Here is a 16,362-nt window from a genome sequence, read left to right on the forward strand (position 1 = left end):
GATCCTGATTTTACAGATCAAAGTGATGCACCTTTTTCTAGGTCAATTATATTCGCGCTCAGAACAATTTTACGAGGAGAAATTTCACTCCGCTCACCGACCGATTTCTCGATCACCACGAGCTGAACTTCTTGCCAGTTTTGTGGAGGCTTTTTCTCTCTTAAATTCCTGATAACTAGTCTTGCAAATCGGCGAAACTCAGGGTCTACCCCCTGCCAATTTTTTGTCGTCTCGTAGCGGTTTTCTATGATTTCGTAAAACTTTTCCCGAGTGAGTGGTCGAAAATACACCTCAGGCACTGACTCAAACTGCCCCGTCACCCCGTTCCGAACTTCAAGATCCCAGCGGTACACCACCTTCTCGATCGACGAAAAAAGACTAAAGGACGAGAACGGAAAGTTTTTCTTTTGGAAAATCATATGACTCAGCGAAGTCCCCGCACAAAGAATCAAAACGCCGAGTGCTAAATTTCTGCGGGGACTGGCTTCACTCCCGACGGATCTCATCGGGGTTTGTGGGTAATACCAAAACAAAAATGTCGCCAATTGAGGATAAAAATTCGCCCCGATCAAAAGGTGAATGCCCACGTGCATCGCGATCCAAAAACTGACTGGTAGCCACCAAAGTGGTCCTGCCAAAAGAGCGAACGGTGCTAAAACTTCGAGGAGCAGAGTGGAAAACGCAAGCCACTGACAAAGCCATGGAAATTGAGCGGCCCACAGCCCGAGGGGCATACCCCGCTCTTCAAAAATGATTTGCAAATGAGGCGTGAGAGCCCAATCGAGGCCAGAGACGTACAGCTTCATGATCCCAGCCTGAAAATAAATCACCACGGTCATCACTTGCACCGCTCTAAACAACCACGTGTCGAGAAATCGACGGGAGCCCTCCGTCACCAGCCAGGTGTGCACCCCGCAAAAACCAAGTGTCATGACCATCAGATTATAACCGTGAGAGACTTTTCCGAAGTTTCCCGAATACCCGAGAAGAAAAAGACCTAGTAGGAACGCCACCAAATGAGAAATCTTCGGCCATAACGAAAGTGCCGCTAGAACCAGGGAGACTCTCCACATCCCCCCGAGAGCCGCCAAGACCGAATCGCTCAGGGGCGACGGAAGAATCCACTGATAAAAACTCACGGGTTCGAAAAATTCACTTCCTCGGGACCATTTTCCAAAAGTGATAAATGACGAAGCGATGAAAACCGTCCAGTAAAAATATTTTTTGCAACGCTCAGCAACTCCCGCCGGGTAGACGCTCCACCATTGTTCAACAAAAAATTTCATATTCCCATATTAGGACGGGACAGGAGTCTGTCAAACTTTTATCATTTAATTTCGAGACTTCGAACTTTCTTTTGCCCTTCATTAGGTCTCGGCAAAAGTCGGCGAAAAGACTCCGCCTGAACTTTTTTTGCATGTCTCTCCCAGAACCGCGCCCCGGGAAGGGTACAAAACATAATCCAGTGATAAAGAGGCCGCGGCAGTAAGCGAACCAAAATAAACAAGAGCCACGCATCAAATGACAACAGATAGCGAAGAGGTGGCCGTCGCTTCTGCATCAAGCGAAGAATCTTTTTGGCTCCTTTTTCGGGAGTTGTGGTGCTGAGTCTCATCAAGCGACAAATAAAATGCCGCATGTTTTTATAATGAAAATGATAGGGCTCCCAGGAGTTTTCCATCGAAAAATGACTCATTTGAGTTTGTTTGGTGTTCTTATAAGACTCCGAATGAATAAAGCCAGGAATGACCAGACTCACCGAAATATTCCACGGCTTGGTCTCGTACCACAAGGATTCCGTCGCTCCTTCTAAAGCATATTTAGAGGCACAGTACACCGACATCGTTGGCATCCCCACAAGTCCTGCAGCCGAAGACACATTGATGATGCGCCCGTGGCGACGGCGGCGCATGCCGGGCAACGCCAAGGAGATCATTCTCATCGGACCCACATAGTTGATCGACATTTGTTCGTACAATTCCTGCTCAGCGGCGTGCTCCGTTACAGACTGCAGCATAATTCCCGCATTATTTATGAGAATATCAAGACCACCTAATTTATGCTCACACTCGTTGATAATCTCTTGGCGCTCCTGCTCGTCGTTCACGTCGAGTGGACGAATGAGAACCGACGGCTCATTGTGAAATCCCAGCTGATAAAATCTCAGCAGCGATTCCTTTCGGGCCGTCAGCACGAGTCGATACTGGTCTGATTTTAAAAGTTCTCGAGCGAGCGCAAGACCAAGTCCGGTGCTTGCGCCCGTAATGAGAACTAACTCTTTGGGTTTCGGCATGTTATCCGCCCAGGGCTACGGCTTCCGCAATCTGCTGTTGGGCCCCTCCGCGCGAGCTCTGTTTTTGCTGATAGGGTTCAACAAAGATTTCTTTTTGAGGCAATCTCTTGATCTGGATCAAATTCAGGCAGTCTTTGACTCCTGAAAGTTGCCAAGCATAACTCGCCGCAAACCCCTTCAGTCGGTTCCGATAGACCATTCCTTCGAGCTTTACCACTCCGTCGGTCGATCTCACCTCGATCCATTCGCCTTTGATCAGCTGCAGAGATTCGATTTTTTTATGAAGAATACTCTCGATTTCTCGATCTCCACGGTAGTAATCCTTAATCACATGAGAGAGATCTTTAAAATCATGAACTCCCTCGGTGTTCTTGATAATTTCGACGACGGCGGCATGACGGTAAGGCTTGTCGAAGTAACCGTAGAGAGTCACCTTCCCACTGTTCACTTTTATGAGAATATCCGATGAGCTCACTCGAATGTCCCAATGCATACGATCTTTGATTTTCTTTTCAAGCCACTGGTCTGATAAGTAAAGTGCTGATGACATATGTAACTCCTTTTTATTCCAATACAATCCAATACTGGAAAAACATTGATCCGACTTACTCACAAACGTTCCGCATAATTATTAAAAACAAATTTTATAAAAATTCTAACTGGCCTGCCCTGCAAACTGCGACGATTCATTTCGTAGTGCCTGTTCTGTGACTTTTTCTGAAAGCCGACGGCGCTCTTTAAGTTTAATTCGTGAATTTCTTCGCAGTGCTTTTTCCGCAGCTCTGCATGCATCTCGAATCGTGACGTAAAAGTTCTTGGCCTCTTTATGAATCACAATCGGCGCAGATTGCCGTGGTTGAATGACCATCTCACAATGAAATTGAGGAACCTTATGATTTCGACGGCTGGTCACCGTCGAAACGTAGCATTTCACCGAAAACGCATCGGCCTTATCGAAAGGACTCAAACATTTATCGATGGAGTCCTCAATAAATATATGATGATGAAATTCGCCATCTTTGAAGTGGATTTCTTTACGCATACTCGCCTCCCTCTTGTTAAGTATGTTCTGTGCTCATTTTTCCGTTTTCGGAAACCCCAATGAGGCACACTTACAGTATCGATAGCCGCAACAAATATTTAAAATATATATAATCTATGCAATACATAGAAAAAACATATGTATTAAATAACCTGTATTTTCAGGGGGATTCTGGGGTCCAGCGCCATGATGGAACTGGTCAATTAAAGCGACTTAATGGCGTGGATCATTTGCTCGACGAAGAAAATCTTGCGGCGATTGCGTCGAACCATAAGTGTAAGTTTGTGGTGCCATAAGCCCACCTTAGTGAAGGGATAGGTCTTGATTTTATTCTGCTTCAATTCTCTTTTGATGTACGGCAGAGGAATAAAAGCTAGACCCATCTCATCCGACACTGAACGGCAGATTGTCGACATCGCATCACTTTCGAAGAGCAATCCAAGATTATTTAAAAGTTTTTTCCTCTGTAAATACAGATCGATCTCCTGTCGCAGCTTAAGCTCTCGCGACGGGAGCAAAAGCCTCTTACCTCCCTTTTTTAAAACGTCGGCAAAGGTGGATCTCGGTGTGATGTTTAAGGCTTCGGCCAACTGCGGAGCTGCGACGAGGGCGACAGGCATATTTAAAGTCGAGACCACTTCGAATTCATCATCGTAAACGGCGTGATTACCGATGAAGACATCAATCTTTTGAATCTTAAGATCGCTGAGCAAGTGGTTGTCGTTTTCAGACACAAGAGAGATCAGAGGTGTGGATGTGGTGTCGGAGAGTCTCAGTGCGGAGTTGATAATCTCAGCGACAAATGGCCGATCGATCTGTTGACTGACGCCGATCCGAACCACACCTCGTCCTTGCAAAGGCGACTCACCTTTCAGATACTCCTCCAGCTCATCGGACGCTTCGAACATTTTTTTACAATAGTTAAAGACATGCTGCCCTTCGTCCGTCAGGACCAGGGTCCGGCCGCTTTTTACAAAAAGTTTTTTCTTAAGCTGGTGCTCGAGGGCCCTGATTTGCGCACTCAGAGAGGGCTGGCTCGTATTCAAATACTTCGCTGCCTTAGTAATCCCCTGCAACTTTACGGCGATGTAAAAATAGTACAGGTGATTGTAATTATACATCCCCCAAGTCTAAAACTGCTTCGGGGAAAAAGGTACGCCGATCCTTTTTGACGACTCGGTCAGTCGTCAAAAAGGATCGGCATACCTTTTTTAATTTTCTTTCGATAGGTTGTAACTTTCCTCAGCAAAAAGAGTATCTATCTATGAAGACGAGCGAGATGTGGACTGGCCTTATGCAATCCGCACAGAATGGAGATGCCAAAGCCTACACGCAGCTTTTGCAAGAGATCTCCGTGTACCTTAAGGCGTTCCTTGCCAGTAAGTTGAGGACTCCGGCGGATCAACAAGATCTCCTTCAGGACATTTTACTCTCGATTCATAAAGCGCGGCACACTTTTGATCCGAGCTACCCCTTTAAGCCTTGGCTGATGGCCATTGCTCAAAGCCGCCTGATTGATTTTTGGCGTAAAAACAGTCGCCGTCTCGAAAGTGGCGACGGAGTTGAGGACACACAGTTGAATGCTTTAGTTGCCGAAGCTGACATTTCATTTATCGAACTGAATCACTTGAGGGATGTTATGAACAAACTCCCCGAGCAGCAGCGACTGATCGTTGTCGCTCTAAAAATTGAAGGTAAATCGATTAAAATGGTCTCCAGCGAACTATCCATGAGTGAGTCTGCGGTAAAGGTGGCTGCTCATCGCGCCTACCAAGCTTTAGCAATAGAGCTGGGAGCTCCCCATGTCTGATCAATTCATCAATAGCCTCGCTCAAGATCTAAAGCCCGTCCAACCTCTAGCCTCTCCGATCCGAAGAGAAATGGGGCTTTGGTTCATCTCAACGAGCATTGTCATTCTGGGAGTTATTTACTGGTTTTTGAGCAAAGATGAATATCATATTCCCGCTGGCCGAAGCCTCGTCGAGATGATTTTGCTTCTGCTCGCCGCTAAAATCTCTGGCGCCCTTTGTATTCGTTCGACCTCACCGCACTTTGCCGAACCTCGCTTGAAGTGGTGGTCGTGGGCCTTGCTTTTGAGTTGGTCCACTCTTCTCCTTGGAGCATTTACTTTGGCCTATTTTAGAAATACCGAGGAAGCAACGATCGCTTTAAAATACCAAACGTGGCTGTGTCCCCAACTGACTTACAGTATTGCGCTCCCTCTCGGTGCAATTCTATTTTTCTATCTCCGTCAGGGATATGTGCTGTATCCAAAAACCACGGCCATGTATCTTGCGCAAACTATTTTTGTCTTTGGGGTCATTGGACTTTCATTCATCTGCCCGTGGGACGATCCCCTGCACGAACTCCTCTACCACGTGCTTCCCGTAGTTGTGGGCGCAGTTACGTTCGGATATTTGCTCAAACTCTTCTTATCGAAAAAGATCCAATAAAAGGTACGCCGTTCAATTCCCAGACGCAAAAAGTCATAAAACAAGAATTGTTTTATGACTTTTTGCGTCTGGGAATTGAACGGCGTACCTTTTAGGATTCGGTCTTTAGGGATTTATTGAGGAGGCTTTCGAGTTTTTTGACTTCGGCTCGCAATTCTTTGGCGTCGATGTTTTTAGGCTGAGCCTCTTCCGGGCCGAAGCCTAAAAGATAAAAGTGCTCGAGACTTTTTTTGAGAGGCTCGCTTAAGTTTCGGCGAACACTGGGCGGACAGTGATCTAATAACTTATCGATGTGAACATTCGCTCCCCCGAGCCCCGACAATTCCCCGAGGACATAATAAACGAGATTGACCGACTCCACACCCACCTGACGCCATTCTTTATTGCCGAGGGCCGCATCGATTTTACCCATGCGAACTTTAATGTAATCCTCGATATAGCGCTCGCGCTCAAACCAGCCTAAGCGGATGGATGCCAGCGCCACGAGTAGCACACCCACGCCTAGATGAGCCACGGAAGCGACGACAATCGCGGTGGTGCCCGTCTTCCACTGGGTAGATCCCGATGACGGCTCCCATTGCGTGATCGGAGCTAAGGTCACGACGGCCTCTTGTTGATCTTTGTCGATGCGATTGGCCGCCATCGTTTGCGTGGTGGATCCTTCCAGCACGTTAATTTTAATTTCTTGGGAAGATAAACTCTCATACTTTTGGGTGCGAGGATTAAAGTAGCTTGAAGTGATTGCCGGAATTGTCACTGGTCCCGCTTGACGGGGAATTAGAAAAACTTCGAACTCCTTGTAACTGGTTCCCGTTTTAAAATATTTGGCGTCGTTTTTGACGTCGTAAACTTCAATGGCTGGATTCAAATTTAAATTGGGAAGCTCAAATTGCTTGGCATTTCCTTTGCCCTCAAAACGCACGCGAAGAAGAAAAGGTTGATGCGCAACAAAGGTGACGTTTTCCACTTCGGCCCGCATCTGATACTCGCCCACAGCGCCCGAGAAATCCGCAGGACGCCCCTCGACGGGTAATGGTTTCACCAAGACGGGAATAGATTCACTACTTTTTGTCGCCGTGACCGCTTGCCCGAGAGGGGTGATCAAAACCACTTTGGCTTTATAAGGATCGATAGTGGCTTTGCCTTCATCAATGGGAAAAAGAGCGTAAGAGGCCAAAAGCGCTTTATTGTAGGGTTGACCATTTAAAGTGTCTTGTTGAAAGTTGAGCAGCGTAGCCAGTTCGATATCTTCTTTCCAGAAGCCTTTCAGCTCCGGATATTTGAGCGTATCGATTTCGCGAACTCCCGCCTTTGTATAGAGGTACCAACTTCCAACGATCTGTTCCCCTTTGTAGACTTCGGTTTTATCCACTTCGGCGACGATAAAAAACGCATCTTTTTCATTGATATTAGGAATCGCTAGAAACCCACTGCCCCCACCCGCTCCAAAGCGGCGTTGAAGAAGCTGATTGAATTGCTCCTCCATCTTTTCCATACGCTCGAAGGGATCACTGGAAAACATATCTTCATCATCCCCAAAAGGACTTTTGCGCGGTTGAGGTCTCTTCTTTCCGCCCGCACCCGCCGCGTAAACTTTTATAATCCCTGGTGAAGACTTTTGAATCTTGTCTCCGACTTTAATTTCCACACTAGGAATAACGAGATCTCCGTTCTTTTCAGCGATATATGTAAAATTATAAATTTGAGTGAGAACCGTTTTCCGAATAGGCTCGCCGTTTTCATCCATCCCGTATGTGGCATTAAGTCTTTGCTCTTTCCCCTGCCCACGTAAAAGCGCTCCGTCGATTTTCGGGGGCTCGGGAGGCACCATGGTTTCTGAGCCCTCGGAAGACACTTCGATCCCAACGCGAAAGCCTTCTCCCACTTCCACGGACTGACTGCTGATGGTGGTTTGAATTTTCACTTGGGCGAGGGCCACCGATGACCCCATTAAAAAAATAAAGAGAAGTGCGACGTGAGAGATCATGGTTTTACCATTCTTTATCATTGCCATCGGCATCCTTCTTTTCTCCTTTTTTACCCTGCATCTTCGCGCGAATTCCCTGCTCTTGCTCTTTGAGCTCTTCTAAGATGCGCTTAAGATCTTCTTTGGACATTTGTTTGCCATCAAATTCTTTAGGCTGCTTTTTTTCTTTTTCGTTAGGCTTTTGCTCTTTGGGCTTGGGTTCCTGATTCCTTTGACCCTCTCCCCCTTCGCCGTCTTGATTTTGATCCTGATTCTCCTGATCGCTATCTCCACCGCCTCCGCCGCCACCACGTTGAATTAAAAGCTCGATGTTATGTTTAATCTCTGTGGAGTCGGGGTTGATTTCTAAGGCTTGCTGATAGTAGCCCAAGGCCTTATCCACTTGTTTTTTCGCCTGAGCCTGTACACCTAAATTATAAAGAGCCGCTAAGCGAACCACAGAGATCTTTTTGAGCTGTTTTTCGTTAGGATTTTTTTGCAGTAAATTATCGGTGATCTTTATGAGTTCTAGGTATATTTTTTCGGCCTTTTCTGTTTCTCCGAGAAGGTCCCAAGAGCTTCCCAAGTTAAACTGAATGGTGGTGTCATAAGGCTCTCTACCCAGCAAGGAGACAAAATCCTCGTAAGCCTCAAGATTCTTTTCTTGAGAGATTTTTTTGACCGCGCCATTGTTCTCCCAAATCACCGAGAGATCATTTTGAGCGAAGGCGGGCGAGGCGAATAATAAAATAAGAAAAAGACTTCTCATAAAGGGAACCGTCCCTTCCATACCGCTTTCTGTTTCTTGCGATTTCCCAAAATGAGCTCTATACACCCAAGGATTATGCCAATGATCAAAACCCACTGAAAACGCTCGTCATAATTGGCGGCGATGAGAGTGTCAAATTCGGCTTTTTCGAGGTGATCAAAATCTTCCTTGAGAGACTTCATCTGATCGCCGCCAAAAGTGAGATGGTAGAAACTCCCTTGCCCCGCTGCCGCTAGAGTCCTTAAGAACTCCCCTTTAACGGCCGAGGTCACCACCTGCCCTTGTTTGTCTTTAAGATAATCTCTCAGTTGACCGCGCTGATCGCGCACCGGGATTTTACCGCCCGCCTCGGTCCCCACCGCCATGGTGAAAATTCTCATGCCCTCTTCGGTCATCTTTTTGGCCAGAACTTCGGCCCCTTTTTCGTGATCCTCACCATCAGAGATAATAAGAACCACTTTCGTCACTTTCGATTTTTCGTCGGCATCCACACCACCGCGATTAAAAGCATCGTGGGCCTCTTGCAACGCTTGCGAAATATTAGTCCCTTGAGATTGAACCGATTCCGAAGACAAACCCTCGACAAACATTTTTAAAGCCGACTTATCCACTGTCAAAGGAGACAATAGCACCGCTGATCCGGCAAAGGCCACCATGCCGACCTTGTCTCCGCTCATCATATCGAGGAGCCGCATGATTTCTTTTTTTGCATGCTCTAGTCGGCTGGGCCGAACGTCTTCCGACATCATACTGTTAGAGACATCTACCGCAATCATGATCTCAACACCCTCGCTCTTCACTTCGCTTTGCCCCTTTCCCAACTGTGGGCGGGCCCATGCGATAATAAATAAAGCGAGGCAGGTCGCCGCTAAAGTGAATTTGAAGATCGCTCGAGCTTGAGAAAAAGACTGGACCAAATAGCCAAAAACTCTCTGGCCAAAAGCGGTGGACGAGAGTCTTTTCCATTTCCATAAACCGTAATAAAAAAGACCGGCGAAAATGGGAATCAACACCAGCCAATTTAAAAGATGACCACTTTCCATTCTCAACATCAGATCCCCCTCTTAAAATAAGTCAGTTGGAGGAGAAGGGCGAACGCATAGATGTATACAGCCCACTTCAACCACTCTTGATAGAGCTCTTGATACTTGACATAGCGATCGACGTCGATTTTGGTTTTTTCGAGCTGATTGATATCATTAAAAACATTTTGCAGAGCCGTCGTATCCGTGGCGAGATAAAATTTTCCTCCGGTCTCTTCTGCAATTTGCGTCAATAGCTGAACATTCACCGAACTATGGATGGGCTGATACCGTTTCACCGTTCGTCCAAAAACATCCGTCGTGGTGATCGGGAGCTGAGCTTGACCATCTTTACCCGCTCCGATGGTATAAACTTTAATTCCATATCCTTTAGCGATTCGTAACGCGGTCAAAGGATCGATAAGTCCCGTATTGTTTTCTCCGTCGGTGAGAAGAATAATGACTCTCGACTTCGCGTCGGAGTCCCTGAGACGGCCGGAGGCATTCGCTAAAGCCACACCGATGGCGGTTCCCATTTTGATGTTTCGCGATGTTTTCAATTCCGCTAAGCTTTTCTGGAGAACATCGTAGTCGAGCGTGAGCGGGACACGGGTGTAGGACTCACCCGAAAAAACCACCAGACCCAATCGATCCGAAGTGCGTTGGCTAATAAAGTCGCGCACGGTTTGCTTGACCGACTCTAAGCGATTCTCCGGCTGCATGTCTTCGATCAACATGCTCTCCGAAATATCGATGGTGATCATAATATCGATCCCCTCGACATTGCGTTTCACCTTTTCGTCGGCTTTTTGGGGGCGCGCCATCGCGCATATCGCGAAAACTAGAGCGATCACCTTGAGCAGATCTGGAACCCAATAGACGCGCGCGCGAAAGCTCGGAGGCACTTTTTTAATATTTTCACCAGAGCTGAATCGAACAAAACCCATCTTTTGATGGCGACTCCACCACGACCACAGCACACTCGCGAGGAGTGGTAGGAGTAAAATAAAAGCCCAATTGGAGGTCCACACCGTCATTATGGGCTCACCTTCGTGGAGTTTCTTGATTTTTTATGAGACCACATTTGATCCACAGCCTGCATACTTAAAATTGTAATCTGCTCGCAGTCCCGAGGCTTTAACGAGCCCGCAGCTTCTTTTTGTTTTTCGAGTTCCACAAGCGCGCGCTGGAGCGTTTTTTGATAGTGGGGAAAACCGCGCTTGTCTTTTTTCTGAAGTGTTTTAAGAATCAGCGCACGAGACCAAGATGTCGCTGGAATAATATACTCGCGAAGCAGAAACATTTTAAAATGCTCCTCAAGCTTTGCCATGTACTGCTTCGTCTCGTCTTCCGTCCATGACTTATGCGAAGTAAATACCACACCCTGTTTGAGAACTCGCAAGTCCTTGTTGAACTGGTGGTAAGATCCTAGAGGGCTTTGGTATTTTTTAATATTACGCTCCAGATTTCGCCGCTGCATCCGACGCCGTAAAAAAATCACGGCCCAACCCGCTAAGATCACTAAAACGACAATAGCGGCAAAAAAGATCCATACCGGCCATTCCATTCGCATGGGACCGATGGGACCAAATGGCTCGGGCTTCTGCTGTTGAGAAGGCTCAATCACCGACTTCATGGGAAAAGTAATCTGTGGAATAAGAACTTCTTTATTGTCCGCATCGACCAATTTAAAATTTTTAATATCTTGAGGTGTGGCGATATAACTGGTCGCTGCAAACTCCGCTTTGTTCTCCGTGAGATTTAACGGCTTCAGCAAAACCAGTTGATATTTGGCATTGGGATCTTTTTGCGGCGGCTCTCCGGGCTTCGCTGGCGGGAGTTCGTCGGGAATTTGAAGGGAAATGGGCTCCTTCAAACGGACAGATTCCCCTTCGCACGAGAGCTGAAAAATCTCTCCCACCGTAAAGCCACTGGGGTCCTTCGGTGCGGTGGGGATCTTGCAAGACCATTTCGGCAAGGATTCGTTCGCCACTAGTGGCTCCTCGCTCTAAAGTAACTCAACACCGGATCTAAGAAATCATCCGTGTTGGGAACCTTGATCAAATCAATTTGTGACTTTTTAAGTTCGGAGTCGCGAAAGGCAAATTTCTTTTTCACTTCTTCGAGATATCTTTTGCGAAACGGAGCCGAAGACGAATCGACGGTGTACGTCTCCTCCGTCTCAGGATCATAAAAGTCGATAAGACCCACCGAAGGCAGATTCACTTCGGCCTCGTCGGAGATAATCACGGAGATCACTTCGTGCTTCCGGGCCAACCGCTTGAGCGAATATCCAAAAGAGTCCTCCGATAAAAAATCACTCATCAAAAATACCGTGGAGCGTTTTTTTAAAATTCCCGAGAGATAATCGACCGCCACCGAAATTTTTGTCGTTTGCTTTTTAGGCTCGTGATAGTAAAGGTCTCGCAGAATTCTCTGCACATGCCCTCGCCCTTTTTTAGGGGGAACAAAGTGCTCGACCTGATCGCTAAAAAGTAATAGCCCCACATTGTCATTGTTCTTTGTGGCGGCAAAAGACAACAGAGCGGCGATATGGGTGATGGCTTCTCCCTTAAGGATGCTCTTGGAACCAAAACCCATGGATCCACTGACATCCACCGCTAAAATTAAATTGAGTTCGCGCTCTTCTTCGTACTTTTTAATATATGTTTTACCCGTGCGGGCAGTGAGATTCCAAGAAATCGTACGCACATCATCCCCGGGGACATATTCGCGGAAATCAGAAAAAGTCATCCCTTGGCCCTTAAAGGCGGAGTGGTACTGCCCGGCAAAAAGTGAGTTCACTAATTTGCGCGTGTTGAGCTCAAGCAGCTTAATCTTTTTTTTGATTTCAGCAGGAAGACTCACGGCACCTCGATTTGGCTTAACAAATCTTTAACGACCTGATCGCTCTTGATGTTTTCGGCCTCAGCTTCAAAAGTCAGGATCAAACGATGGCGAAGAACATTGTAGGCCACCGCTTTGACATCGTCCGCGGTCACGTAGCCGCGACGTTGTAAAAAGGCATGGGCTTTTGACGCTCGAACTAAACTTAACGTGGCTCGCGGCGAACCGCCCACCTGAACAAGGTCATCTAAATGCCCCACTCCATATTCGATCGGAGTGCGCGTCGCCATCACCAAATCCACGATATAATTCTGAATTTTTTTATCCACGTAGATTTGCTCCACCATGGTGCGCGCTTTTAAAAGTTCCTCGCGGGTGATCACTTGCTGAATTTCGGGGACCTTGTCCACAGCCATACGATTTAATATTTCGAGCTCATCACCTTTGGTCGGATAATCCACAATGATTTTGAACATAAAGCGATCCATTTGAGCTTCGGGGAGAGGGTAAGTTCCCTCTTGCTCTAGCGGGTTCTGCGTGGCGAGCACTAAAAATGGAGATTGGAGCTTGTAGGTCGTATCACCGATGGTGACCTGTCTTTCGGCCATCGCTTCTAAGAGCGCACTTTGCACCTTTGCGGGAGCTCGATTGATCTCGTCGGCGAGCACGATGTTGGTGAAGATCGGTCCTTTTTTAGGAGAGAAGTCGCCCGACTTAGGATTAAAAATCATGGTTCCGATCAAATCGGAAGGTAAAAGATCGGGAGTGAACTGGACACGCTGGAAATCCAAAGAGATCGCGCGAGACACGGTGGAGATCGTTAGAGTTTTCGCTAAGCCCGGTACACCTTCTAAAAGCACGTGGCCGCCCGTCAATAGACCCATAAGAATTCCTTCGACCATATCGCGCTGGCCGACGATCACTTTTGAAATTTCAGTGAACATCTTGTCGACAAAGACGCTTTCTTTCTGGATCGCTGCGTTTAGCGCCATTAAATCTACACTCATGATTCCCCCTGATGATTTGAAATACTCAATTCACTATTTTTTCTGGGCTCAAAATCATAAGCAAACACTTTGACCGTTTGCGCTCCGCAGAAGAACGGATAAATCCTTGCCTTGTATGGAGTTTTTTTATCTTTTGGAACGTACATGTTGGCACAAATCCTTTCTCGTTTTTCAGTATTCAAGGTCTGGCTTTGCTTAATCCTTTTGCAGATTGCCTTCTTTGCAAGCCTCTACGCGATCACACGCTCGTACACGATTTTTTATGGAATTGGATTTCTGATTTTATTCAACGCATTTCTCTACTTTTACCCATTATGGGCCATTCACAGTACACTTCCTCCAAAAAACGTGAACAGCAACACCCTCCGCTTGCAGACGATATTGAACTCTTTCTTCCCTCCAGAGAAGAAGGTCCGAGCTGAACTGCACACTAGCTCAACTCTTCAGAACAATTTCGTGGTCTATAAGTTTAAAAACCACATTGTCCTTTCGGTGGACCACTCGACTTTAGACTCACTTTCCTATGACGAAATGATTTTGATTTTTACCGCCATGAAGGATCTCAATGACTATCGCGTCCTCGATGCGGCCATGCTCTTGAGTGCGTTTTACAAACTCCTCCCCTTCATGCGCTGGGTAACGGGGCTTAAAAACGCCTCTGCCATTGAATTATGCTATTTAACCGCGGGAGAGAGTCCAGCTTGGCATCGGCTGAATCTTAAGATTCTCCATAGACAGCGAAAAACTGCGACGACACTCCCTATTTCCTTACGTCCTCAGCAGTTATTTCCGATGTTGACGTTAGATAAGAAAGACAGCTATTTTTCAGTATACAAGATTACGAGAGACAATTTGTTATTGGCGCTCCAATCAGAAAAGGAATAGATAATGGCAAAAAAAGAAGAATTCAGCGACCTCGTTCAAGCTTCCTTCTCCACACTCGTCATGTCGATTGGTTCGTCCGCGGCGATGTCATTGGGACTCGTTCCTCACCCGCAAACTGGTCAACACGAAAAAGATCTGACCATTGCAAAGTTCAATATCGATCTTCTCAATGTATTGCAGGAAAAAACCATTCATAATTTAACGAAAGAAGAAGACGAATTTTTAAAACGTCTGACGGCCGACCTCCAAATGAAGTTTGTCGAGCTCACTAAAGAAGAAGCCTCCAAGAAGTAGTTCTTTTCCCATTAAAATCGTCGAACTTTTAGACTGTTTCAACCTGGAACAGTCTCCCTTGCATTTGAGATAATTTCTCCCAAAACTTCTGTTAATTTTCCCTTACCCCTAAAGTCCTGAAGATTTAAGCCGTTAGTTATAGTGAGCCAGAAGTATACACCAGGAGTGTTGCATGCAAATCACCGAAGTGAAAATCTATCCGGTCAACGAGGATCGCCTCCGCGCTTACGTCACCATCACTCTCGAAAACTGCTTTGTGATCCGCGACTTAAAGATCATTCAAGGCACAGGCGGCCTGTTCGTGGCTATGCCGAGCAAGAAACGCAAAGATGGTCAGTTCCGTGATATCGCCCACCCGCTCAACCAAGAGACGCGTGAGCATATTGAGCAGATGGTCTTCGACGCCTACAAAAGAGAGATCGAGGCCCTAGGCCAATCTCTGGAAGACGTTAAAAATAAAATTGGATAATTCTAAAGAGAGCTTTATGCTTTCTTTAAGACATGACTCGCAAAATCTTTAAATACATCTTTATCGCCGCCGCTGTGGCATTGGTCCTTCTCGTCAGTGCAATGATCTATTTCTACTTCGACTCCCTAGAGGAACAAAAGGTACTGGACCAAAAAGAACTGGCCGCGGTCTTAGGCATCGATCTCGAAGCGCGGAGCCCAGTCGAACAGTTGGGAAGCGAAAGTGCCCTTGAGGGATGGTCCATCGATTTCTTTGAATTGAATGAACCAGAGTTTGCGCAAATTCAAAAGAACGTGATGAACACCTCGCAGTTACCTCATTGGGATCAAATTTACGCCGAGTACTCCAAAGACTACGAAAGCTTTCCCTGGAAAAAGGGCAAACTCGAAGACCAGGGACTCCCACTCAAAATTTGTAACGGCTTTTTATCCCCTGAAAATCGCGGAGAGGAGTCCCCGCTTTTAACAGAACTTGAGGCCGCCGTACGCCAAAGCGAATTTTATTACACCTACACCCTCAATCGCGACACACCGACGGAGTACATCCATCTCTTTATTTTATGGCCCGAACGAAAAATGCTCATGCGCTGCTCGGGCAACCTTTAATTTCGCATCGCACAAAGCTCGCTGACGCCGAAGGAATGTGCCTATAGATTCTCTAAAATCCTAATAATCCTTGCATAAATAGCCATTATTATCTAATTCTTGGAGTGTCCATTTTGATGGGGTATCGCCAAGTTGGTAAGGCAATAGATTTTGATTCTATCATTCCCAGGTTCGAGTCCTGGTACCCCATCCAATTTTCCTCTTTAAAAAATTAGCATCGAAAAAACAAAAGTAAAGTCAGGCACCTGCCTTCTAGCGAGCATATTCATTATTATTGGACTATTTTTAGGAACTAAATCGGCCATTAAGACCCTTCACGATGTCGTCCAAAGAGCGGCATTAGAGAAAGCAGCTAGAGGTTTGCCTCCACTACCGCGCTTTAACTGAACCTTTTTGATAGATCCATACCGGAGACATACTTTACACTTTGTACTGGAAACATCCTTTACGCTTTTAGGGTTGGAAACAAAAAAGTCATCCAGCACCCAACCTGCGTTCAAACCTTCATTAATGAATCGGCCACCTTTAGTGTCTGTTACTAGTAGTGGCCCCATGATGCAATTCCATCCATGGCAAGCAAAAGACTAGAAGCAATTCCTGAAAAATATAGAGTCGATGCTGAAAAGCAATTAATGCCCGGATCTGTGGATAAGCTGCAGCAATTCATGTTTTTTCGAGTTTAAAATATAAAAAATTAAAATTTAAAGTTC

At 46.3% G+C, this 16,362-nt stretch carries 18 protein-coding genes and 1 tRNA gene; 7 read left to right on the plus strand and 12 right to left on the minus strand.

The window, feature by feature from the left end:
• Positions 1-17: 17 nt before the first annotated feature.
• From K2Q26_08330 to K2Q26_08350, 5 genes are all read right to left on the minus strand, one after another.
• Entirely contained in the window at positions 18-1,286 is a 1,269-nt protein-coding gene (locus K2Q26_08330; GenBank protein MBY0315511.1) for a hypothetical protein, read from the minus strand.
• Positions 1,287-1,327: 41 nt separating this feature from the next.
• A complete protein-coding gene (locus K2Q26_08335) occupies positions 1,328-2,293 on the minus strand; it encodes an SDR family oxidoreductase (GenBank protein MBY0315512.1) in 966 nt (321 codons plus the stop codon).
• 1 nt (position 2,294) lies between these two features.
• A complete protein-coding gene (locus tag K2Q26_08340; GenBank protein MBY0315513.1) occupies positions 2,295-2,843 on the minus strand; it encodes a BON domain-containing protein in 549 nt (182 codons plus the stop codon).
• 105 nt (positions 2,844-2,948) lie between these two features.
• Positions 2,949-3,335, minus strand: a complete 387-nt coding sequence (locus K2Q26_08345; protein MBY0315514.1) for an HPF/RaiA family ribosome-associated protein — start codon at positions 3,333-3,335, stop codon at positions 2,949-2,951.
• Positions 3,336-3,538: 203 nt separating this feature from the next.
• Complete coding sequence (locus K2Q26_08350) at positions 3,539-4,456, minus strand: LysR family transcriptional regulator (GenBank protein ID MBY0315515.1); 918 nt, start codon at positions 4,454-4,456, stop codon at positions 3,539-3,541.
• Between the two features lie 143 nt (positions 4,457-4,599).
• Here K2Q26_08350 and K2Q26_08355 point away from each other — a divergent pair, with 143 nt between their 5' ends.
• On the plus strand, positions 4,600-5,145 hold the full coding sequence (locus K2Q26_08355; GenBank protein MBY0315516.1) for a sigma-70 family RNA polymerase sigma factor: 546 nt from the start codon (positions 4,600-4,602) through the stop codon (positions 5,143-5,145).
• Positions 5,138-5,788 carry an NrsF family protein gene (locus K2Q26_08360; GenBank protein ID MBY0315517.1) on the plus strand — a complete coding sequence of 217 codons (651 nt, stop codon included), beginning with the start codon at positions 5,138-5,140 and terminating at the stop codon, positions 5,786-5,788. The genes K2Q26_08355 and K2Q26_08360 overlap by 8 nt, the downstream gene beginning before the upstream one ends.
• Positions 5,789-5,879: 91 nt before the next feature.
• Here K2Q26_08360 and K2Q26_08365 read toward each other — a convergent pair whose 3' ends face one another.
• From K2Q26_08365 to K2Q26_08395, 7 genes are read right to left on the minus strand one after another with little or no spacing between them, the layout of a single operon-like run.
• Positions 5,880-7,802: a BatD family protein gene (locus K2Q26_08365; GenBank protein MBY0315518.1), complete on the minus strand. Its 1,923-nt coding sequence runs from the start codon at positions 7,800-7,802 to the stop codon at positions 5,880-5,882.
• Positions 7,780-8,523, minus strand: a complete 744-nt coding sequence (locus tag K2Q26_08370; protein MBY0315519.1) for a tetratricopeptide repeat protein — start codon at positions 8,521-8,523, stop codon at positions 7,780-7,782. Before K2Q26_08370 ends, K2Q26_08365 begins: the two co-directional genes overlap by 23 nt.
• Positions 8,520-9,575 (minus strand): VWA domain-containing protein, encoded by a 1,056-nt coding sequence (locus K2Q26_08375; protein ID MBY0315520.1) that lies wholly within the window; start codon positions 9,573-9,575, stop codon positions 8,520-8,522. Before K2Q26_08375 ends, K2Q26_08370 begins: the two co-directional genes overlap by 4 nt.
• On the minus strand, positions 9,575-10,582 hold the full coding sequence (locus K2Q26_08380) for a VWA domain-containing protein (GenBank protein ID MBY0315521.1): 1,008 nt from the start codon (positions 10,580-10,582) through the stop codon (positions 9,575-9,577). The genes K2Q26_08375 and K2Q26_08380 overlap by 1 nt, the downstream gene beginning before the upstream one ends.
• Complete coding sequence (locus K2Q26_08385; protein ID MBY0315522.1) at positions 10,582-11,538, minus strand: hypothetical protein; 957 nt, start codon at positions 11,536-11,538, stop codon at positions 10,582-10,584. The genes K2Q26_08380 and K2Q26_08385 overlap by 1 nt, the downstream gene beginning before the upstream one ends.
• Complete coding sequence (locus K2Q26_08390; protein ID MBY0315523.1) at positions 11,538-12,413, minus strand: DUF58 domain-containing protein; 876 nt, start codon at positions 12,411-12,413, stop codon at positions 11,538-11,540. Before K2Q26_08390 ends, K2Q26_08385 begins: the two co-directional genes overlap by 1 nt.
• Positions 12,410-13,402: a MoxR family ATPase gene (locus K2Q26_08395; GenBank protein ID MBY0315524.1), complete on the minus strand. Its 993-nt coding sequence runs from the start codon at positions 13,400-13,402 to the stop codon at positions 12,410-12,412. The genes K2Q26_08390 and K2Q26_08395 overlap by 4 nt, the downstream gene beginning before the upstream one ends.
• Positions 13,403-13,543: 141 nt before the next feature.
• Here K2Q26_08395 and K2Q26_08400 point away from each other — a divergent pair, with 141 nt between their 5' ends.
• From K2Q26_08400 to K2Q26_08420, 5 genes are all read left to right on the plus strand, one after another.
• On the plus strand, positions 13,544-14,284 hold the full coding sequence (locus K2Q26_08400) for a hypothetical protein (protein MBY0315525.1): 741 nt from the start codon (positions 13,544-13,546) through the stop codon (positions 14,282-14,284).
• 3 nt (positions 14,285-14,287) lie between these two features.
• A complete protein-coding gene (locus K2Q26_08405) occupies positions 14,288-14,578 on the plus strand; it encodes a DUF1844 domain-containing protein (GenBank protein ID MBY0315526.1) in 291 nt (96 codons plus the stop codon).
• 172 nt (positions 14,579-14,750) lie between these two features.
• A complete protein-coding gene (gene spoVG / locus K2Q26_08410; GenBank protein ID MBY0315527.1) occupies positions 14,751-15,047 on the plus strand; it encodes a septation regulator SpoVG in 297 nt (98 codons plus the stop codon).
• Between the two features lie 32 nt (positions 15,048-15,079).
• The gene (locus K2Q26_08415; GenBank protein ID MBY0315528.1) at positions 15,080-15,652 is read left to right on the plus strand and encodes a hypothetical protein; all 573 of its coding nucleotides are present in this window, start codon (positions 15,080-15,082) and stop codon (positions 15,650-15,652) included.
• Between the two features lie 117 nt (positions 15,653-15,769).
• Positions 15,770-15,845: transfer RNA gene (locus K2Q26_08420), tRNA-Gln, on the plus strand.
• Positions 15,846-16,362 lie beyond the last annotated feature (517 nt).

The organism is Bdellovibrionales bacterium (genome assembly GCA_019750295.1).
Taxonomy (GTDB): domain Bacteria; phylum Bdellovibrionota; class Bdellovibrionia; order Bdellovibrionales; family JAGQZY01; genus JAIEOS01.